At 70.1% G+C, this 19,731-nt stretch carries 16 protein-coding genes and 2 pseudogenes; 6 read left to right on the top strand and 12 right to left on the bottom strand.

Going from position 1 to position 19,731, the window contains the following annotated elements; translation table 11 throughout:
- Positions 1 to 90 precede the first annotated feature (90 nt).
- The 3 genes and pseudogenes from ACZ6S6_RS20090 to ACZ6S6_RS20080 form a co-directional block, all read left to right on the top strand.
- Entirely contained in the window at positions 91 to 1,608 is a 1,518-nt protein-coding gene (locus tag ACZ6S6_RS20090; protein WP_362966089.1) for an amidase, read from the top strand.
- 291 nt (positions 1,609 to 1,899) lie between these two features.
- On the top strand, positions 1,900 to 3,504 hold the full coding sequence (locus tag ACZ6S6_RS20085; protein ID WP_469706409.1) for a flavin monoamine oxidase family protein: 1,605 nt from the start codon (positions 1,900 to 1,902) through the stop codon (positions 3,502 to 3,504).
- A 273-nt stretch (positions 3,505 to 3,777) separates the two neighbouring features.
- Positions 3,778 to 3,894 (top strand): annotated as a pseudogene (locus tag ACZ6S6_RS20080) (3-hydroxyacyl-CoA dehydrogenase family protein); the annotation flags it as partial.
- A 291-nt stretch (positions 3,895 to 4,185) separates the two neighbouring features.
- On the opposite strand, the gene glpK reads toward ACZ6S6_RS20080, so the two are convergent.
- From glpK to ACZ6S6_RS20060, 4 genes are all read right to left on the bottom strand, one after another.
- Complete coding sequence (gene glpK, locus ACZ6S6_RS20075) at positions 4,186 to 5,703, bottom strand: glycerol kinase GlpK (protein ID WP_469706408.1); 1,518 nt, start codon at positions 5,701 to 5,703, stop codon at positions 4,186 to 4,188.
- 197 nt (positions 5,704 to 5,900) lie between these two features.
- The gene (locus tag ACZ6S6_RS20070) at positions 5,901 to 6,803 is read right to left on the bottom strand and encodes an MIP/aquaporin family protein (RefSeq protein WP_362966094.1); all 903 of its coding nucleotides are present in this window, start codon (positions 6,801 to 6,803) and stop codon (positions 5,901 to 5,903) included.
- Between the two features lie 496 nt (positions 6,804 to 7,299).
- Positions 7,300 to 7,566, bottom strand: coding sequence for a hypothetical protein (locus tag ACZ6S6_RS20065; RefSeq protein ID WP_469706406.1), 267 nt, complete (start codon positions 7,564 to 7,566; stop codon positions 7,300 to 7,302).
- Positions 7,567 to 7,673: 107 nt separating this feature from the next.
- A complete protein-coding gene (locus ACZ6S6_RS20060) occupies positions 7,674 to 7,877 on the bottom strand; it encodes an ATP-binding protein (RefSeq protein ID WP_469706523.1) in 204 nt (67 codons plus the stop codon).
- Positions 7,878 to 8,547: 670 nt separating this feature from the next.
- On the opposite strand from ACZ6S6_RS20060, the gene ACZ6S6_RS20055 reads away from it, so the two are divergent.
- From ACZ6S6_RS20055 to ACZ6S6_RS20045, 3 genes and pseudogenes are all read left to right on the top strand, one after another.
- Complete coding sequence (locus ACZ6S6_RS20055) at positions 8,548 to 9,678, top strand: MFS transporter (RefSeq protein WP_469706405.1); 1,131 nt, start codon at positions 8,548 to 8,550, stop codon at positions 9,676 to 9,678.
- A 308-nt stretch (positions 9,679 to 9,986) separates the two neighbouring features.
- Positions 9,987 to 10,217 (top strand): hypothetical protein, encoded by a 231-nt coding sequence (locus ACZ6S6_RS20050; protein WP_469706404.1) that lies wholly within the window; start codon positions 9,987 to 9,989, stop codon positions 10,215 to 10,217.
- An 89-nt stretch (positions 10,218 to 10,306) separates the two neighbouring features.
- Positions 10,307 to 10,440: pseudogene (locus ACZ6S6_RS20045) on the top strand (3-hydroxyacyl-CoA dehydrogenase family protein); the annotation flags it as partial.
- A gap of 60 nt (positions 10,441 to 10,500) precedes the next feature.
- On the opposite strand, the gene ACZ6S6_RS20040 reads toward ACZ6S6_RS20045, so the two are convergent.
- From ACZ6S6_RS20040 to rpmI, 8 genes are all read right to left on the bottom strand, one after another.
- A complete protein-coding gene (locus tag ACZ6S6_RS20040; protein ID WP_469706402.1) occupies positions 10,501 to 11,031 on the bottom strand; it encodes an NUDIX domain-containing protein in 531 nt (176 codons plus the stop codon).
- 51 nt (positions 11,032 to 11,082) lie between these two features.
- Positions 11,083 to 12,423 (bottom strand): transcriptional regulator, encoded by a 1,341-nt coding sequence (locus ACZ6S6_RS20035; RefSeq protein WP_469706401.1) that lies wholly within the window; start codon positions 12,421 to 12,423, stop codon positions 11,083 to 11,085.
- A 455-nt stretch (positions 12,424 to 12,878) separates the two neighbouring features.
- Positions 12,879 to 15,428: a phenylalanine--tRNA ligase subunit beta gene (pheT, locus tag ACZ6S6_RS20030; RefSeq protein WP_469706400.1), complete on the bottom strand. Its 2,550-nt coding sequence runs from the start codon at positions 15,426 to 15,428 to the stop codon at positions 12,879 to 12,881.
- Positions 15,428 to 16,555, bottom strand: coding sequence for a phenylalanine--tRNA ligase subunit alpha (pheS, locus tag ACZ6S6_RS20025; protein ID WP_362966108.1), 1,128 nt, complete (start codon positions 16,553 to 16,555; stop codon positions 15,428 to 15,430). Before pheS ends, pheT begins: the two co-directional genes overlap by 1 nt.
- A 182-nt stretch (positions 16,556 to 16,737) precedes the next feature.
- Complete coding sequence (locus ACZ6S6_RS20020) at positions 16,738 to 17,889, bottom strand: sensor histidine kinase (protein ID WP_469706399.1); 1,152 nt, start codon at positions 17,887 to 17,889, stop codon at positions 16,738 to 16,740.
- Positions 17,890 to 18,012: 123 nt separating this feature from the next.
- Entirely contained in the window at positions 18,013 to 18,855 is an 843-nt protein-coding gene (locus ACZ6S6_RS20015; RefSeq protein WP_362966112.1) for a TrmH family RNA methyltransferase, read from the bottom strand.
- A gap of 119 nt (positions 18,856 to 18,974) precedes the next feature.
- Positions 18,975 to 19,358: a 50S ribosomal protein L20 gene (rplT, locus tag ACZ6S6_RS20010; RefSeq protein ID WP_362966114.1), complete on the bottom strand. Its 384-nt coding sequence runs from the start codon at positions 19,356 to 19,358 to the stop codon at positions 18,975 to 18,977.
- A 108-nt stretch (positions 19,359 to 19,466) separates the two neighbouring features.
- A complete protein-coding gene (gene rpmI, locus ACZ6S6_RS20005) occupies positions 19,467 to 19,661 on the bottom strand; it encodes a 50S ribosomal protein L35 (RefSeq protein ID WP_362966116.1) in 195 nt (64 codons plus the stop codon).
- Positions 19,662 to 19,731 lie beyond the last annotated feature (70 nt).

Genomic DNA, 19,731 nt, shown 5'->3' with positions numbered 1-19,731 from the left:
AGATGAAGCTTCTCAGGGTGCGCAGCTTTACGTCGAGGCTTGCCCGCCCTGCACATGGCTTCGCACGCATCGAGCCACCACAGTTAGGTCATGAGCACTACCGAAAACAAGCCGCGGGATTCATTGTCCGAGGTCACCAAGTTATGTCTGACCCCGGCGGCCGAACTCGCGAGCCGGATCCGCCGGCGTGACATCTCGCCACGCGAACTGACCGCGGCGTTCCTCTCCCGTATCGAGCAGCGCAATCCCGCACTCAATGCCTATGTTCACGTGGCGGCGGACCATGCGCTGGCGGCAGCGGCCGAATCGGAGCGGCAGCTCATGCGCGGGCGCCTCGCCGGCCCCCTGCACGGGGTGCCGATCGCCATCAAGGATCTGTTCGACTACAAGGCCGGTATGCCCAACACGTTCGGGGTCACGGCGTTCCGGGATTACGTGCCGGAACAGACCGCCCGGCATGTCGCCGCGCTCGAAGACGTCGGGGCGATCGTGCTGGGAAAGACCAACACGCCCGAGTTCGGGCACAAGGGGCTCTGCGACAACAAGCTGTTCGGGCCGACCAGTACGCCGTTCGCTCTGGGAATGAACTCCGGTGGTTCGTCGGGCGGTTCCGCCGCCGCGCTGGCCGATGGGCTGTGTGCGCTGTCACAGGGCTCGGACGGTGGCGGGTCGGTGCGGATCCCGGCCGCGCTGTGCGGCGTGGTCGGGTTCAAGCCGACCTTCGGCCGTGTCGCCAACGCGGTGCGTCCTGACGCGTTCCTGTGCCAGGTCCCGTACATGAGCAACGGCCCCTTGGCACGTTCGGTCGAGGACTGTGCGCTGCTGCTGTCGTGCATGGTCGGCGACGACCCTCGCGACCCGGCCAGCGTCCCCCACGACGGCACGGACTTCGTGGCGGCCACGCGCAGCGATCCGAGCGCTCTGCGCGCGGCCTACCTGCCCACGCTGGGCGGGTTCCCGGTCGAGGCCGGTGTGCGCGCGGTGGTCGACGATGCGGTGGCGGCCCTGGAGGAATCCGGCGTTCGTGTGGACAGGCCGCGCTTCGCGCTCCCGGTCTCGCACCATGAGGCCACCGACCTGTGGGTACGCAACGCGGGCGCCATCGCCTCGACCGTCGTCGAGGCGTTCGCCGCCGAGGGCGTCGACCTGCGCGAAAAACCGTGGGAGGACCTCCCGTGGGCCCTGCGCGCGATGATCGAGCGCACCGACGGACGCACTCTGATGGACGGACGCCGTGACCAGGTCATACGAACGGTGATCTACGACGCCTTCGCCGACCTCTTCGACCGCTACGACCTCATCATCAGTCCCACACTGGCCATCGCCGGCTGCGACAACGCGGACGACGGATGGACCGTCGGCCCGGACAGCGTCGACGGCGAGGACGTGAATCCCATTCTGGGCTGGTGCCTGACCCAGGTGTTCAACTTCACGGGGCATCCGGCCATCTCGGTCCCGGCGGGGCTCACGGACGACGGCCTGCCCGTCGGCCTGCAGATCGCGGGCCGGCGCTTCGCGGACGCCGACGTCCTCTCGGCCGCGGCGGCCGTCGAGCGAGTGCGGCCCTGGGCTCCGCACTACCGCATGCTCGCGGCGGTCAGCCGCTGAGACCGTCCTCCTGCGGCCGGATCCAGGCCGGGGAGGCGTACGGGTACGACCGGCCACGCTGTCCGCAGCGTAGACGGGGCCTCGCGGGCGGGAGACCGGACCGCGCCCACCGTCCCCCGGCGCCGGGCCGTACCAGCAGGCAATGAACACGGTAAACACGTTCACGACACAAAGCCCATGAAGCCTCTCCGGGTGCACGGCCACTGTCACGCCTCCCCCCACACGGCCAGAACATCACCGAGAAACAGCTCCGGACGAGGTATCCCGGGCCCTGGGGGAATGAGGAAGAAAATGGTGTCACAGACTTCTCGACGCGATTTCCTGAGATCGGTGGGGGTATCAGGGGGCGCCGGTGTGCTGTACTCGGCCATAGGGGCACTCGGGTTAGCACCGGCTCCTCAGGCGCACGCGAGTGAATTCCGTTCGCCGAGGCAAGGCGACTTCACCTCGGTCGGCCTGCGGAACGGCAGGAAGGTCATCATCCTCGGTGCCGGCATCGCCGGCCTCGCCGCGGCGTACGAACTGCGCAAGGCCGGATACGACTGCCGCATCCTGGAAGCGAAGAACCGTCCGGGCGGCCGCAACTGGACGGTCCGCGGCGGAACGACGGAGACCGACCTCGACGGCCGCACCCAGACGGCGAATTTCGCCCCCGGCCACTACATGAACGCCGGGCCGGCCCGAATACCTCAGTCGCACGTGACGCTGGAGTACTGCCGTGAACTGGGCGTCCCGCTGGAGGCATTCGCGAATCAGAACGCCAACGCGTACATCTACCACGAGAACAGCGCGGCGCTCGCCGGGAAACCGGTGCGCTGGCGGACCGCGAAGGCCGACGCGTACGGCTATGTGTCCGAACTTCTCGCCAAGGCCACCGACCAGGGCGCGCTGGACCAGGCGCTGACCGCGACCGACAAGGAGCGGCTGCTCGAATTCCTCAAGGACTTCGGCGACATCAAGGGCCGGGACGACAACTGGGCGTACACCGGCAGCAGCCGGCGCGGCTACTCGGTCGAGCCCGGAGCCGCTTTTGAGGCCGGTACGGTTCTCGCCCCGCCTCCCTCGCTCTCCGATGTCATCGCGAGCGGACTGGGACTCCGCTTCTCCTTCGAGTTCGACTACCAGCAGGCCATGATGATGTTCCAGCCGGTCGGCGGCATGGACGCCATTCCCAGGGCGCTGGGCGAAGCGATCGGCAGCGGCCGCATCGAGTACGGAGCCCGTGCGACCGCTGTGACCAACCGCCCGGACGGCGCCTCGGTCACCTGGGTGAACGCGCAGGGGCGGTCCGTCACGGAGTACGCCCATTTCGTGATCGCGGCCATCCCGCCGATGGTGATGGCCCGCGTCCAGCACAACCTCGGCTCGAACGTCACGGCCGCGCTCCTGTCCCCCCAGCCATGGGAGGCCGGCAAGATCGGCCTGGATTACCGGAGCCGGTGGTGGGAGACGGATGAGCGGATCTACGGCGGCGTCACACCGACCGACAACGACCTGTGCAGCATCTGGTACCCATCGTACGGCTATCACGGCAACCGCGGTGTCGTCATCGGCTACTACAACGCCCTGGAACCCGCTGCCGCCTACGGCAGGCTTTCACACGCCGACCGTGAGAGCAGGGCGGTCAGCCAGGGGGTGAAGATTCACGGCGAGAAGTACCGCACCGAGCTGGCCTCCTCGTTCAGTGTGGCGTGGCATCGCACCCCGTTCATCGAGGGCGGCTGGGCAGGATGGTCCTCACAGACGGGGACCGAGTACCAAACCCTGAACCGGCCGACCGGGAACGTCTATTTCGCCGGTGACTGGCTCAGCAACACCATCGCCTGGCAGCACGGAGCGTTCACCTCCGCCCGCAAGGTCGTCACGGAGATCCACACCAGGGTGCTGGCCCGATAGGGCGGTGCGGCGGCGCCGTTCCGGCGGATCGCGAGAGGAGACGGCGCCGTCGCGTGGGCGGATCGCGGACGCGATCATCCATGTGGGACGCGCCGGGTGCGCCTGGCGTCGGCCACCGAAGGACATCCCGCTCTGGTCGACTGAGTGCCTCGAAGTTCCCGGACAGGGGCTCAATAGGGTTGCCCTGAACAGGAAGCGAGGAAGTCGAAGCGGGTGCCCCACAGGGCCAGAACAGGCATGAAACCGCGGGTGAGAGTGGTAATCAAGCACACTGACAGCGTGTACGCCGAGTACAAGGAGCCGCTGTACGCCGCTCCCCCGCTGCTCCAGCGGATGGTGGACGCGGGCCGGCTCGGCCGCAAGACGGGCTCGGGTTTCTACTCGTACTGACCGTCCTACCGACAGGCCCGGCACTGACACCGCCGGGCCTGTCGGGGATGCGTTGCCCGAGGTCAGACCCAGGTGCGGCCGGCAGCGCCTCGTCTCCGCCGTTTCGGCGTTGTGGGACGGCGAGCCGAGCAGGGCTTGCCGACGGGCGCCGGGTACGAGCATGGACACGTGGCAGGATCGCTGCGGCCGAGGGGATATCGACGAAGTGGCCCGCCGACACTCGGGCAACGGGCCACCGCGGCAGGCGACTCGACGGTCAGCGCGACCGGAGAGCTCGTTCTGCCTGGACGTTCACGTCACCTTCACCCAGTCGAGGGTGCGCTCCACGGCCCGCTTCCACCCGTCGTAGCCCTCCTGGCGCTGTTCCTCACTCCACTGCGGGCTCCACCGCTTCGACTCCTGCCAGTGGGAACGCAGTTCGTCGGTGTCACGCCAGAAGCCGGTGGCGAGACCCGCCGCATAGGCGGCGCCCAGCGCGGTGGTCTCCGCGACCACCGGTCGGCTGACCGGCACGCCCAGCACATCCGCCTGGATCTGCATGCACAGGTCGTTGGCGGTCACCCCGCCGTCGACCTTGAGTACCTCCAGGTGCACGCCGGAGTCCTTCTCCATCGCGTCGACCACGTCGCGGCTCTGGTAGCAGATGGCCTCCAGCGTGGCCCGCGCCACGTGGGCGTTCGTGTTGTAACGGGCCAGGCCCACGATCGCGCCGCGGGCGTCGGAGCGCCAGTACGGCGCGAACAGCCCGGAGAAGGCCGGAACGAAGTACATCCCGCCGTTGTCGTCGACCGAACGCGCCAGCTGCTCGCTCTCCGCGGCATTGGTGATGATCTTCAGCTGGTCACGCAGCCACTGCACGGCCGCGCCGGTGACCGCGATGGAGCCCTCCAGCGCGTAGACCGCCGGGCTGCCGGCGAACTGGTACGCCACCGTGGTGAGCAGCCCGTGCTGTGAACGCACCAGCTCCGTACCGGTGTTGAGTACCAGGAAGTTGCCGGTGCCGTAGGTGTTCTTGGCCTCACCGGGGGCGAAGCAGACCTGCCCGACGGTCGCCGCCTGCTGGTCGCCGAGCACCCCGGTGATGGGGACGGCGGCACTCAGCGGCCGTGAGCTGCGCGTCTGGCCGTACGCCTCCGGGTCGGACGAGGGGTGAATGCTCGGCAGCATGGCGCGTGGGATGTCGAAGATGCCCAGCAGCTCGTCGTCCCAGTCCAGCGTCTCCAGGTTCATCAGCATGGTGCGGCTGGCGTTGGTGACGTCGGTGGCGTGTACGCCGCCGTTGGGCCCGCCGGTGAGGTTCCACAGCACCCAGGCGTCCGTGTTGCCGAACAGGGCATGACCCGCCTCGGCGGCCTGACGCAGTCCGTCGACGTTCTCCAGCAGCCACTTGATCTTGCCGCCGGAGAAATAGGTGGCCGGCGGCAGCCCGGCCTTGCGCCGGATGACCTCGCCGTGTCCGTCGCGTTCCAGGGCCGAGGCGATGGTGTCGGTCCGGGTGTCCTGCCAGACGATGGCGTTGTAGTACGGGCGGCCGGTGCGCGGATCCCAGACCACCGTCGTCTCACGCTGGTTCGTGATGCCGATCGCCCTGAGGTCCGTTGCGGAGAGACCGCCGTCCCTGAGGGCGTTCTGGATCACCGTGTTGGTGCGCTCCCAGATCTCCACCGGGTCATGCTCGACCCACCCCGGCCGCGGTAGGACCTGAGCGTGTTCGAGCTGGTGCCGGGCCACCTCGTTGCCTGCGTGGTCGAAGATCATGAAGCGCGTGCTGGTGGTCCCCTGGTCCACCGCGCCGACGAATTCGGGCATCGCTGCCGCCTCTTCTCCTGGTCGTGGGATTTGCGCGCCTGCCGGGTTCCCGAGGCGACGCGTTCGTGATGTTCCCGAGGCGACGCGGTCCGGGTCGGGCGATGCTGCCGCCGCACCCTACCTTCGGGCGAAGGAGGGTACGGCCGCCTGCGGAGTACGGCCATCCGGGGCAAGGAGCGCCGGTCGCGGGACCCCGCTCACACCTGCGGGTGAGGATCCTCGGGCGCCTGGCCCTCCTCGACCGGTTCGGCGCCGCGAGCCTTGAGCACCGGAGTGATCAGCAGCTCGTAGATCCCGGTACCGACGAGTCCGCCGATGAGCGGCCCGACGATGGGGATCCACCAATAGTTGCTGAACCACTGGAACTTCCCGGGAAAGGCGATGCTCCCCCACCCTTCGAAGAAGGTGAGCAGGCGGGGGCCCAGATCGCGGGCCGGGTTGATCGCGTACCCGGCGTTCGTTCCGAAGCACAAGCCGATCGCGACGACCACGAGGCCGATGAGGAACGGCCCGAGGTTGGACATCGGCGCCGTGTTGCGCTTGTCGACGAGCGCGCAGATCAGCAACAGCAGGAGCCCGGTCCCGACGATCTGGTCGAGCAGCGGCCCCCACCACGAATCCCCGAAGTACTTGGCGGGGAAGGTGGCGAAAATGGAGTAGGTGTCGAGCGACTGGCCCCGCCCGCCGCCCGCCTTCTTGATGTACGCGTCGATCGCCCAGCGGTAGGTGGCGTAGACCAGCGCGGCCGCGGTGAAGGCGCCGAGGACCTGCGCGAACCAGTAGGGGATGACCTTCCGCCAGGGGAAGGACCGCCGGGCGGCGAAGCCGAGCGTCACCGCCGGATTGAGATGGGCGCCGCTGATGCCTCCGGCGACGTACACACCGAATACGACGGCCAGACCCCAGCCCCACGAGATGATGAGCCAGTTCGGAGCCCCGAAGGGAACAACTTGTCGGCCCGAACCCGACAGCCCTACGACGGCGACAGCCACCGATCCGAGGCCGAACATGATCAGCACAAAAGTGCCGAGGAACTCGGCGAGCATTTCACCGCCCAGGCCCTCCCGGTAACCGCGTCGACGTACAACCAGTTCAGCCATCGGCTCTCCTTGGTGGATGAAAATGACCCCCCACCCCCTACTCGAAACGTAGGCAGGCGGAAGCTCGCCGGAGTAAGCCTTGCGACCCGTCACGGACTTTCCCCCCGGATGGAGTACCGCCGATCGGCGCACCGGCGGTGACGTCGTGGCACCGAAGTCGCCGCTCGGGTCGCCGTCCGCCGGTCCGTGACGGGGCGCGGGGCACGGGCGAGGTCAGCCGCTGACGGCCGCCAGGGCTTCAGTCGGGGCGGTCTGAGGGCCGGGAGCCTCGACAGGGCGCCGCAGGCCCCGGACTCGCTCGGGTGACGTTTCGTGGGTGTCCTGGGACGGAGGCGGCCAGGTGCAGATGGCGGTCCGCGGCGGCCGGTAGCGTGTGTTCCACGGAGCCGGCCCGGCCGCTTCCCCTGACGGGAATGCGGACGGGCGGGCGCCTTGTTGGCGCCCGCCCGTGGGCAAGGTCCTCGCAGGATCGCCGGCGGAAGGCACTGCCTGCCGGTCAGGGCGTTTCTGCGTCCTGGGTTTGGGATCCTTCGGCGGGATCGACCGAGCGGTAGCGACCCATGCTCCAGGACATCAGAACGGCTCCAAGGGGGGCCATGCCATAGAGCACGGGGAAATCCTTGCCGAACCTGGTGATGAGGAAGGCCAGGCCCGCGAGGGCGAGGATCAGGAGCGGGTGCCTGATGACGTGGCTGCATACGATCGCCAGTCGGCGCCGCATTCCTTGTGCTTTGGTGAGCCTTGTCCAGCCCGAGGGTGACATGACGTCAGCGTAGTTCGTGCTGCAGTTGGGCAAGGCGCCTTCGAGTTCCCGCAATGGCCGAGGCCCGGGGACCGGGACGTGTGAGCCATTGCCCCGGGCCGCCGGAGTCAGGCTGCTGCCGCCTTGCGCTTGGCGGTGGTGCTGGCGAGGCGGAACGACTGGGCGCCGGTCTCGATGATGTGGGCCTCGAAGGTAAGACGGTCGACGATGGCCCGGCAGAGCCGCTTGTCGGTGAAGGTCTGGCCCCACTCGGTGAACGGCCGGTTCGACGCAATCGCGATCGCGTGCCGTTCCTCGCGCTTCCGGTCCAGCCAGGACGAAGTCGTCCTGCGTCAGCTCCGCGCGGAGCCGCTGCTCAACTGGTGCAGTGCAGTTTTTTGGAGTGGGGACTATTCCCATCAGACGGGTGACGGCGCGTCACTGGGCTGGTGCTGCTCCTGGGACGGTGGGCGGGGATAGTCAGAGGTTCGTTCCGGTCTCCCGTCGGTGGCTGGGTTCACCGTGTGGAGGCCCAACGGCCCAACGGCCCGACGGCCCGGCGTCATCCGGCAACTGTGAAGGAGCGTCGTTGCGCAGAGCCGGGGCCTGGGGTGAGAATGGCCGAAGGTGCCGGGTGGTCTGCCCGGCGAAGTGTTGGAGGCGCTGCTCGTGAACGCCGCATCTGCGCGGCGCGCCTTGCTGTGCGCGCCAGACGTCGACCACTTCGCTTCGCCCACCGGCTGACTACTCCGTTCGCGCGGTGGGCGCATCCCCTCATGGGAGACCGCCGTCGTGTCCGAAGACTCTTCTGCTGACCACACACGCGCCCGCTCGGGTGCGAGCGACTCCTGCGCCGATCCCACCGCGGACTCGGCCGACCTCCACCAAGATCCACGCTTGTGCCGCCCCGAGGTTGGACGGCTGCCCTCCCGCGGACGGCTCACGCTGACGTTGTCCGCGCACCATCTGATGGTCTCATTGGGCTTGTACACGGTGATGCCGGTGCTGGCCCTCGTGCTCAGCCGACAGGCGCCCGGAACCGTTGGCCCAGGACTGTTCTGTTACACGGCCTCAGCTGGATTGGGGGCCTTACTCGTCAGCCGCTGGCTGTCGCGTCGGCGGTATTTGCCGACGATGATCGCGGGCTCCGTTCTTGCCGCGACAGGGTTCGGTTTCCTGCCGTACGCAGGCGGCGCCGTGGGCTCACTGGCTCTGCTACTGACGGCTGGACTCGGGATGAGCGTGCACTCGCTGTTGTCCCGCGTCCTGGTCGCCGAGATCGTCGCCGGTGCCATCGGCAGGCAGCGCGTCTACTCCACCCTGATGGTCGCCATCAACATCGCGGCATCGATCGGGCCGTTCCTGGCCATGGCCACCTACCAGGGGGGTGACACGCGGCCGCTGTTCACCGTCGTCGCGGGCTGCTACCTCCTGGCTGGCGCGTCGCTGCTCTGCGGGGTGCGCCCCGGCCTGCGTATGCCTGTCAGCGCAACGCGGTGGCCGATCAGCCGAACCACGCTCCACACGACCGTGCGCGAGGTGACTGGGAGAGCAACTGTGCTCGCCACCCTGGTCGGCACGTTCCTGTACGCCCAGCTCTCATCCGCGATCGTTCTCCTGCTTGCCGACGAGATCGCTTCCGCGTCTATGCGCGCGATGCTGCTGGCCACTCCTGCGGTCGGCATCGTGGTGCTACAGACTCCCGCCACGGCGGTGATGGCGCGGCTCATGGACCGCGGTGTGCCACCGTTTGTCTTCGTATGCGCGGCGTCCTTGGGGTTCGGCGGCGCGATGCTGGTACTCGGTTCCGGTCTGCCCCCAGCAGCCGGCATCATCACCGCGATCGTGCTGTTCACTCTCGCCGAACCGTTCTTCCACTCCCCGGTCAGCACAGCCTTCGCTGGACTGGCATCGGGGCCCCGCTTGGAGGTGTTCAATCTTCGCCAGGTCTGTTGGGCCGCCGGCGAAGCGCTGGGCGCACTGTGTGGCGGCGCTCTGTTCTTGCTGCTGCACCGCAACGGCCACGGACATATCTACTGGCTGATCCTCGGCATCAGTTCGGTGATCGCTATCGCACCGCTCGTCACCGGGGTCCGAATGCCTGGCGTGTCGGTGAGCCGGGCCATGAGGTAGCTGCTCCAGTCGCGCTGCATGTGGCGAGCCCATTTGAGGGCCGTGGCCTCGGCCCTTCGCCGGTTCAAGGCCGACTTGCTCTCGAGTCGAGGAGTCTTCCGCGCTGGAACGGGGAAGGACGGCCCTACTTCTTCCTGCCCAAGGGCCGCAAGACCCGTGATGTTCCCCTTCCGCCGAACCGTGCCCGCCGCGTTCGGCTCCGCTTCCAGCGCTTTTCACCGGTCGAGTGCACCCTGCCGTGGCGGAGCCCTGAGAAGCCGACGACCGAACTGGAGGAGCTCCAATGCAAGCCGATCACCGTGCGGCTTGTGCTGAGCACCTCCCACGGGCTTCGGATCAACCCCCGGACTTGGAACGAGCGCAGCTGGAAGCCCGCGCTCGTAGCGGCAGGGGTACTGCGCCAGGTCGGCGGGTCCATCGTGAGCGTGGCGACCTGGCTGGGGCGCTCCTCCCCGAAAGTCACGCTCGACTACTACGCTCACTTCATGCCGGGCGCAGGCAAGCGCGGGCCGGCCGCGATGGATACATGGCTCGTGTGATGCAGGATCGCAAGCCCCCGAGAAGTCCCTGGCGCTGGAAAAGCCGCCGCACAACCAACGAAAGCGCAGGTCACAGGGTTATACGCAGCGCCGACCAGTTGTACGCCGAGTACAAGCAGCCGCTGTACGCTGCTCCCCCGCTGCTCCCCCGCTGCTCCAGCGGATGGTGGACGCGGGCCGGCTCGGCCGGAAGGCGGGCTCGGGCTTCTACCCGTACGGCTGACGCCGCTCGTCCGCGGGTGCGAGGGGGCCGGCCGGCCCCCTCGCACCCGTACGGGCCGGTTCAGCCAAGCCGTAAGTGGTGCAGCATCATGAGCCCGGCCGCCATGCCCGCGGCCGGCACCTCACCGCGGGCGATCATGTCGGGCACCAGCTTGAGCGGTATCCACTCGCGGCGCGAGGACTCGAAGGCGTCGCAGGGGTCGCCGGTCCAGTCGGCCCGCTCGCCCCAGTAGAAGTGGTGCCGGGCGTCGGTGAGCCCGTTCGACGGTTCCACGGTCAGCAGCGGGCGCAGCTCCGCGGGGCGCCAGCCGGTCTCCTCCTCCATCTCCCGGGCGGCCGCCGCGGCGATGCCCTCACCGTCCTCGACCACGCCCGCGGCGAGTTCCCAGCCCCAGCTGTCGGTGATGAACCGGTGCCGCCAGAGCAGCAGGACCTCGTTCGCCTCGTTGACGACGGTGGCGGCGGCGACGGGGCGGAGCCGGATGACGTAGTGGTCGAGGTGGTCACCGTCGGGAAGGACGACATCCGCCAGGTTGACCTGGAACCAGCGATTCTCGTACACAGTTTGTTCGTTCAGGTTCGTCCACTGCACAGTTCTGCCACCTTCTGACTAGTAGGTGGCCATATCGCAGCAGACCTGCGCTCACAGCGGTACGCGCAGTGATCCGTCGATGAGCTCCGCGGCCCGTTCCGCGTCGGTGCTGCCGCTCGCGACCAGGTGCTCCCGCACCGAACGCATCCGGTCGCGCAGCCGCTGCGACTCCATGCCCCTGGCCCGTTCGGCCATCTCGGCGGCCGTGACCGCCGCCCGGTCGGCCTCGCCCTGACGCAGCTCGATCGTGGTCAGCATGGCCAGCCGGTGGACCCGGCCCCGGTCGTGCGCGGGCGTGCGCACCGCGGCCGCCGCGTGCTCCCTGGCCGATGGCAGATCGCCGAGGCCGAGCAGCGCCTCCGCCACCTGGACGTTGACCAGGCCCGGCTGGACGTACCCCGTCTCGTCCGGCTCCTGGCCCGGCCGGATGCGCTCGGCCTCCGACTCGGCGCGCCGGATGGACTTCAGGGCGCTGCTCCCGTCGCCGAGATGGGCATACGCCTTGGCCTGCATCGCGTGCAGATCCGCCGCGAGCGCGGGCGTGATGTCGCGTCCGGCGGCCCGCAGCGCCGCCTCGGCGAACGCGACGGACTGCCGGTAGTCGGCCAGGAACAGCGACTGGTTGACCAGCAGCGCGATCACATAGCCGCCGAGCCCCCGGTCCCCGCTCGCCTTGGCCAGGCGCAGCGCCTGGTGGAAGTAGCGCTGGGCGAGCCCGTGCGCGTCGGAGTCGTAGGCGCAGATGCCCGCGACGGCCACCAGCCCGCCCGTCGCACGGTGCAGTTGACGCCCCATCGCGTCGCTGTAGCCGCCGCGCAGCAGCGGAGCGGTCTCGGCGTTGAGGAAGCCGACGATGCGCGAACGCGTCGCGATACCGCCCGCCTTGCGGTACATCAGTTCGTAGTGGGCGCGGGCGGCGCGCAGTGTCGCTATGTCGGCCATGCTGACCCGGGTCGGACCGGCGCGGGACACATCCGCGTCCTCCGGCGGGTTCTCCCACTCCCACACGGGCATCACCGCGGTGGTCCCGGTGACGGCCGGGGCGGCGACGACATGCGGACGCTGCTGTTCGTCGGAGCGCCACAACGCGGTGGCCCGTTCCACGAATCCGGTGAGCGAGCAGCCCTGTGCGGGCGGCCGGCCGCCGTGTCCCGCCATGCCGATGTCGTCCAGCGAGACGGCCCTGCGCAGGCGGTTGCCGAGCACTTCGCAGATCAGGTCGGGCACCTGGCCGCGCGGCCGCTGGCCCTTCACCCAGCGGGCGACGGCGGTGTGTTCGTACCGCAGGCACAGCCCCCGGCCGCGACCGGCCTGGTTGACGTGCGCGGCGAGCCCGGCCCGGGAGACACCTGCCTCGTCGATCAGAGCCTCTAGCAGAGTGTTGGGCTCCATTGCCCCCATTGCCCCTCCGGTGGGTCGGCACGCCAGGACGTGTCGCCCCAGTGGAGCACGATTCACACGGGGTGTGAACGGAATGCCCGAACCGTCCCGCTGCGCACTCTGTCGCACCGGTCGGCGACTCGCTTGACTGGGGCCCTCGCAAGAGGCGGCAGGGTCGTCTGCTCCCCCTCGTACAGCACGACGACCCGCACCCGCGCCGTCCGCTCTGCCGACCTGCCCGACGCTCCGCGGCAGCGCGGACGGCGCCGGATCGCACGACCCACTGCCCACGGATCGGAGGGTGGCTGCGGGGTCGGCCGGGCACCGGGTTCCCCCGGACCCGGTCAGGGCCCGCGTGCGGTCCCCGCCTCCGGGCGAGCACACAGGAGGGGCGTATCCGGTGGCCGGATACGCCCCTCCTCCTTGTGCGTGGACCCGCGTGGACCCGCGTGGACCCGCGTGCGGCGTTACGCGCCGCGCAGCGCCGCACCCGTGCGCTCGGCGGCCAGTGCCACCGCGGCGTCCCGGGCGGCGGTGGCCTCGTCGACGGTCAGCGTGCGGTCCGCGGCACGGAACCGCAGCGCGTACGCCAGGGACTTGTGGCCCCCGCCGATCTGCTCACCCGTGAAGACGTCGAACAGCCGCAGCGATTCGAGGAGTTCACCCGCGCCCTCGCGGAGCGCCTGCTCCACGTCGGCGGCGGGCACGTTCTGCCCGACGACCAGCGCGACGTCCTGGGTCGCCACCGGGAAGGTGGAGATCCGGGGTGCCTGGAGGGCGCCGTCGACGGCCTGCTCCAGGACGTCGAGCTCGACCTCCATGGCGCAGGTGCGCTCGGGCAGGTGGAGCTCCTTGATGACACGCGGGTGCAGCTCACCGGCGTGCCCGAACAGGATCTCCTCGCCGTCGACCGTGACGTACAGCGCGGCGCAGCGGCCCGGGTGCCACGGGGCGTGCTGACCGGCGCGGACGGTGAGTTCGACGCCCGCCTCACGGGCGATGGTGCGGGCGGCCTCGACGGAGTCCGCCCAGTCGGCCGGGCGGCCCTTGCCCCACCAGCCGGCCTGCTCGCGGGCGCCCGCGAGGACGACGGCGGCGTGGCGCGGCTGGCGCGGCAGCGCGGCGTCGAGCGCGGCGATCTCCTCGTCGGAGGGACGCCGGTCGACGGGCAGCCGGACGGGCTTCGCCTCCTGGCCGGTCAGTGGGGTCTCCCCTGCTCGAACGGAGCTGAGAGCCTGGGGAATGAACACCAGACCGGTCTCGAAGAGCGCGAGGTCGTGGCTGCCGCGGCCGTCGTTGCGCCGCAGGGCGCCGAGGAGGCCCGGCAGCAGCGTGGTGCGCAGCGACGGCTCCTCGTCGGAGAGCGGGTTGACGAGGCGGACCGTACGGCGGCGGTCGTCGTCCGCGTCCAGGCCCAGCTGGTCCAGGACCGCCTCGCCGGTGAACGGGTAGTTCAGCGCCTCGACGTAGCCGGCGGCGGCGAGCGCCCGGCCGATCCTGCGGTGCAGCCGCTGGCGGTCGGTGAGCCCTCGGCCGGACGGCGGTGTCGGGAGCGTGGACGGGAGGTTCTCGTAGCCCTCCAGCCGGATGACCTCTTCGGCCAGGTCGTTCGGCTCGCCCAGGTCGGGCCGCCAGGACGGTGCCGTGACGAGCAGCTCGTCCTGTCCGTAGACGTCGCAGCCGACCTGCTGGAGGCGGCGTACGACGGTCTCGCGGCCGTAGGTCACACCGGCCACCTTGTCGGGGTGGTCGGCCGGCATCGAGATGGTGCGCGGTCCGGACGGGGCGGTCACCTCGGTGACGCCCGCCTCGGCGGTACCACCGGCGAGCAGCACCAGCAGGTCGACGGTGCGCTGCGCGGCAGCGGCGGCGGCCTCGGGGTCGACGCCCCGCTCGAAGCGCTTGGACGCCTCGGAGGACAGCTTGTGGCGGCGCGCGGTGCGGGCGATGGAGATCGCGTCGAAGTGCGCGGCCTCGATGACGACCTCGGTGGTGCGGGTGCCTTCGGCGGCGTCCGCGATCTCCGTGTTGGCCCCGCCCATGACGCCCGCCAGACCGATCGGCCCGCGGTTGTCGGTGATGACGAGGTCGGCCGCGTCCAGGACGCGGACGGTGCCGTCGAGGGTGGTGAGCTTCTCGCCCTGCTGGGCGCGGCGCACCCCGATCGGACCGTCGATACGGGTCCGGTCGTAGGCGTGCAGCGGCTGGCCGAGTTCGAGCATCACGTAGTTGGTGACGTCGACCGCGAGCGAGATCGGCCGCATCCCGGCCTTCTGGAGCCGGCGCTGCATCCAGATCGGGGAGCGGGCCTCGGGCTGCAGGCCGACCACGGTGCGCGCGGTGAAGCGGGAGCAGCCGGCCGGGTCCGCGACCTCGACCGGGTAGCCGTACGCGTTCGGCGCGGGCACATCGAGGAGGGCCGGGTCGCGCAGCGGCAGGCCGTAGGCGATGGCGGTCTCACGGGCGACGCCGCGCATCGAGAGGCAGTAGCCGCGGTCGGGCGTGACGGCGATGTCGAGGACCTCGTCGACGAGCTGGAGCAGCTCGATCGCGTCGGTGGCGACCTCGTGCTCCGGCGGCAGCACGATGATGCCGTGGGTGCCGTCGTCGCCCATGCCGAGCTCGTCGGTGGAGCAGATCATGCCGTGCGAGGTCTTGCCGTACGTCTTGCGCGCGGCGATCGCGAAGTCACCGGGCAGCACGGCGCCGGGCAGGACCACGACGACCTTGTCGCCGACGGCGAAGTTACGGGCTCCGCAGACGATCTCCTGCGGCTCGCCGGTGCCGTTGGCGGTGCCGACGTCCACCGTGCAGAAGCGGATGGGCTTCTTGAAGCCCTCCAGTTCCTCGATGGTCAGCACCTTGCCGACGACCAGCGGGCCCTTGAGGCCGGCGCCGATCTGCTCGACCGTCTCGACCTCCAGGCCGACGGCGACGAGCTTGGCCTGTACATCACGGCCGGTCTCGGTGGCAGGCAGGTCGACGTACTCCCGCAGCCAGGAAAGCGGGACGCGCATCAGATCTCCATCCCGAAGGGCCGGGTGAACCGGACGTCACCCTCGACCATGTCTCGCATGTCTTCTACGTTGTGGCGGAACATCAGCATCCGCTCGATGCCGAACCCGAAGGCGAATCCGCTGTACTTCCGGGGGTCGACGCCGCAGGCGATGAGCACCTTGGGGTTGACCATGCCGCAGCCGCCGAGTTCGATCCAGCCCTCGCTGCCGCAGGTGCGGCAGGGGCGGTCCGGGTTGCCGACGGACTCGCCGCGGCAGACGTAGCAGACCATGTCCATCTCGGCGGACGGCTCGGTGAACGGGAAGAAGTTCGGCCGCAGCCGGGTCTTCATGTCCGGGCCGAAGAGCGCCTGGACCATATGGTCGAGGGTGCCCTTGAGGTCGGCCATGGTGAGGCCCTCGTCGACGGCGAGCAGCTCGATCTGGTGGAAGACCGGGGTGTGCGTCGCGTCCAGCTCGTCGGTCCGGTAGACCCGGCCGGGGCAGACGACGTAGACGGGGGGCTCGCGGTCGAGCAGCGTGCGGGCCTGGACCGGCGAGGTGTGGGTACGCAGGACGACACCGGACTCGTCGTTCTTCGCGCCGTCGGCGCCCTCGACGAAGAAGGTGTCCTGCATCTGCCGGGCCGGGTGGTCGGGCACGAAGTTCAGGGCGTCGAAGTTGAACCACTCGGCCTCGGCCTCGGGACCCTCGGCGACCTCGTAGCCCATGGCCACGAAGACGTCGGCGACGCGCTCCATGATCGTCGTCAGCGGGTGGCGGGCGCCGGCCGGGGTGCGGTCGTAGGGCAGCGTGACGTCCACCGCCTCCTCGACCAGGACCCGGGCGTCCCGCTCGGCCTCCAGCTCCGCCTGGCGGGCGGCGAGCGCCCTGCCCACGGCGGCGCGGGCCTGGCCCACCCGCTTGCCCGCCTCGGCCTTGGCCTGCGGCGGCAGTGCGCCGATCTCGCGGTTGGCGAGCGACAGGGGCGAGGTTCCACCGGTGTGCGCGGTCTTCGCCTGGGCGAGCGCGTCGAGGTCGCCCGCGGCGGCGAAGGCGGCGAACGCCTCGTCCCGGATGCGCTCGATCTCTTCCGGTTTCAGTGCCTCGACCTCGACTGGGTCGTACGACTTGTTCGGTGCCGACATCTCTTCCCGTACTTCCGATTGGCTGGTACTGCGCTTACGGCCTGGTGCACGCACCGGGCCGTTACCGGGGATACCCCCGGACCCCCGAGGCCCCGCTCGACGCCTGGAGGACACAAAGGTGCCAATGGCCGAGTCTAAGGGTCACAGGATGTGTGGGCCGCCCGTGGTCCGCCCAGGCCCCTCTACTTCATGTAGGCCGGCGTGCTCACGGGCAGGATAAATCGGAACTCGGCGCCGCCGCCGGGGCCGCGGCCGACCGTGATCGTGCCGCCGTGCGCCTCGACGATGCCCTTCACGATGTAGAGGCCCAGGCCCGTGCCACCGCGTTTGCTCCCCCGCCAGAAGCGGGTGAAGACGCGGCCCATCGACTCCTCGGAAATGCCGGCGCCTTCGTCGCTCACGGTGACCGCCGTTCCCTTCTCGTCGTTCTTGGCCGGTGCGGGTGCCACCTCGATGGTGACGGTTCCCTCGCCGTGGCGCACCGCGTTTTCCAGCAGGTTGCCGAGTACCTGGTCGACCTTGTCCGGGTCGGCCCAGACGGCCGGCAGCGGCTGGCAGGTGCGGACGAGGAAGCGGTCCGGCGCCTGGCCGTTCGCGGTGAGCGCCTGGACGTGACGCTCCACCGCGGCCGAGAGGTCGACGGGCTGGCGGCGCAGCTCCAGGCGCCCCGAGTCGATCCGGGAGATGTCGAGCAGTTCCGTGATCAGCCGGGTGACCCGGTTGGCGTCGGCGTAGACGGTCTCCAGCATCAGCCGCTTCTGATCGTCCGTGAACCGCTCCCACTTGGCCAGCAGCGTGGCGGTGAAGCCCTTGACGGAGGTCAGCGGCGAGCGCAGCTCGTGGGCGACGATGGCGATCAGCTCGGCGTGGCTGCGCTCGGTACGGCGGCGGGCCTCGGTGCCGCGCAGGCTGACCACCAGCCGGCGCACGGGCCCGGTCGGGCTCTCGCGTACGTAGCGCGCGGAGACGAGGACCTCGCGGCCGCCGGGCAGCAGCAGATTCCGTTCGGGCTGGCCGACCCGGGTGGCGAGGCCGCCGTAGGGGTCGGTCAGCTCCCACCAGCGGCGGCCCTTGAGGTCCTCCAGCGGCAGCGCGTGCTCCAGCGGGCGGCCGAGGGCGGCGGCCGTGGGCATGGCGGTGATCCGTGCGGCGGCGGCGTTGAAGCAGATGACCCGGCCGGTCTCGTCCGCGACGACGAGACCGTCGGGAAGGTCGTCGGGATCCAGCGGCCCGCCACCGGGTCCCATGTCCGGGAGGGACACCCCGTCCGGGTCCGCGGCGGCGCGCACGGCGGCCGCGTGTGTCGCCTGCGGTCCGCTCATGCCGACAGCCATATTCCCGTACCCCACCTCTCGAACCGGTGCAGTGGGCCCCCGAGTTCGTCACCCTACTAGGCGTCGGTGACGGAGCGACACCCTGCGGCGGCTCTCCGCCGGGGAGCGGCCGTCCGGGGTGGGTCAGCCCGCGCTGCGGCGCGGGCGCTGGGCCCGCGCGGAGGCGTACAGGCAGACGGCGGCGGCGGTCGCGAGGTTGAGGCTCTCCGCCTTGCCGTGGATCGGTACCCGCACGACGGCGTCGGCCAGGGCCCGGGTCTCCTCCGGCAGGCCCCAGGCCTCGTTGCCGAAGACCCAGGCGGTGGGGCCGCCCATGGTGCCCGCGTCGAGTTCGTCGTCGAGGTCGTCCTCGCCCGCGCCGTCGGCGGCGAGGATCCGTACACCCGCGTCCCGCAGCCCGCGCACGGCCTGTTCGACCGGCACCCCGACGGCGACCGGCAGGTGGAAGAGCGAACCGACCGACGCGCGCACGGACTTGGGGTTGTAGAGGTCCACGGAGGCGTCGGTGAGGACGACGGCGTCGGCGCCCGCCGCGTCGGCGCAGCGCAGCACCGTACCGGCGTTGCCGGGGTCGCGGACGTTCGCCAGGACGGCGACCAGCGCGGGGCGCGCGGCGAGGATCGACTCGAAGGGCGAGTCGAGGAAGCGGCAGACGCCGATCAGCCCCTGCGGGGTCACGGTCTGCGACACATCGGCGAGCACCTCGCTGTCGGCGAGGTGGACCCTGGCGCCCGCCGCGAGGGCGGCGTCGATGATGGACTCGTACCGCTCGGCGGCCTCGACGGTGGTGAAGAGCTCGACGAGGGTCGCCTCGCCGTCGCTGCCGCGGTGCTCCGCGGCCTCGCGCACGGCCTGTGGCCCCTCGGCGATGAACCTGCGCTCCTTGCCGCGGAAGTTGCGCCTGGCCAGCCGCCGGGCGGCGGCGACCCGTGGCGATCGCGGGGAGATCAGTTCGGGGGTGCCCATGGTCGGCGGCGAGCCTCTCTGCGTACGAAGGTGCAGGTCGTGACGGGGTGCAACGCACCGGACCCGCAGACGGCGAGCGCCTGCGGGTCCGGCTCAATACCAGGAAGTGCGGCCCTGAGTCAGGCGGCCTTCGGGGCGTTGACGTCGCTCGGGAGGGCCTTCTGGGCAACCTCGACGAGGGCGGCGAACGCGTTGGCGTCGTTGACCGCGAGCTCGGCCAGGATCTTGCGGTCCACCTCGATGTTGGCGGCGTTCAGACCCTGGATGAGGCGGTTGTACGTCATGCCGTTCTGGCGGGCGGCGGCGTTGATGCGCTGGATCCACAGCCGGCGGAAGTCGCCCTTGCGCTTCTTGCGGTCGTTGTAGTTGTAGACCAGGGAGTGGGTGACCTGCTCCTTGGCCTTGCGGTACAGGCGCGAGCGCTGACCGCGGTAGCCCTTGGCGGCCTCGAGGGTCGCCCGGCGCTTCTTGTGGGCGTTTACTGCCCGCTTGACGCGTGCCACTTGTTAACTCCTTGTAGCGGGGCCGTGGTCGTACTCACACGGCCCGGAAACGAATTGGTCCCGGTCGGATCGAGGGCGCGCTCCCGGCTTTCACCGGGGGCGACGGCCTCACTTGCCGAGAAGCTTCTTGATCTTCTTGGCGTCGGCCGGAGCCACGACGACCGTGCCGGACAGCGAGCGGGTCTTCTTGGACGACTTGTGCTCGAGCAGGTGGCGCTTGCCGGCCCTCTCTCGGAGCACCTTGCCGGAGCCGGTGATCTTGAAGCGCTTGCTGGCACCGCTGTGCGTCTTGTTCTTCGGCATCGCGCCGTTCTCTCCTCGTCAGTGGCGCCCCTCCCGGTGCGGGCACCGGGCCACAGGGGCGTCAGATCTT

It is taken from the genome of Streptomyces sp. NPDC048671, from assembly GCF_055587045.1.
The sequence above is the reverse complement of the archived record's forward strand: the minus strand, read 5'-3'. Positions and strand labels throughout refer to the sequence as shown.

Excerpts from the sequence above, each read along its gene's own strand:
- ACZ6S6_RS20015 (WP_362966112.1), bottom strand. The coding sequence starts at position 18,855 with ATGGGCACCCCCGAACTGATCTCCCCGCGATCGCCACGGGTCGCCGCC.
- ACZ6S6_RS20085 (WP_469706409.1), top strand. The coding sequence starts at position 1,900 with ATGGTGTCACAGACTTCTCGACGCGATTTCCTGAGATCGGTGGGGGTA.
- ACZ6S6_RS20020 (WP_469706399.1), bottom strand. The coding sequence starts at position 17,889 with ATGGCTGTCGGCATGAGCGGACCGCAGGCGACACACGCGGCCGCCGTG.
- ACZ6S6_RS20035 (WP_469706401.1), bottom strand. The coding sequence starts at position 12,423 with ATGGAGCCCAACACTCTGCTAGAGGCTCTGATCGACGAGGCAGGTGTC.
- rpmI (WP_362966116.1), bottom strand. The coding sequence starts at position 19,661 with ATGCCGAAGAACAAGACGCACAGCGGTGCCAGCAAGCGCTTCAAGATC.
- pheS (WP_362966108.1), bottom strand. The coding sequence starts at position 16,555 with ATGTCGGCACCGAACAAGTCGTACGACCCAGTCGAGGTCGAGGCACTG.
- ACZ6S6_RS20090 (WP_362966089.1), top strand. The coding sequence starts at position 91 with ATGAGCACTACCGAAAACAAGCCGCGGGATTCATTGTCCGAGGTCACC.
- glpK (WP_469706408.1), bottom strand. The coding sequence starts at position 5,703 with ATGCCCGAATTCGTCGGCGCGGTGGACCAGGGGACCACCAGCACGCGC.
- pheT (WP_469706400.1), bottom strand. The coding sequence starts at position 15,428 with ATGCGCGTCCCGCTTTCCTGGCTGCGGGAGTACGTCGACCTGCCTGCC.
- ACZ6S6_RS20070 (WP_362966094.1), bottom strand. The coding sequence starts at position 6,803 with ATGGCTGAACTGGTTGTACGTCGACGCGGTTACCGGGAGGGCCTGGGC.
- ACZ6S6_RS20065 (WP_469706406.1), bottom strand. The coding sequence starts at position 7,566 with ATGTCACCCTCGGGCTGGACAAGGCTCACCAAAGCACAAGGAATGCGG.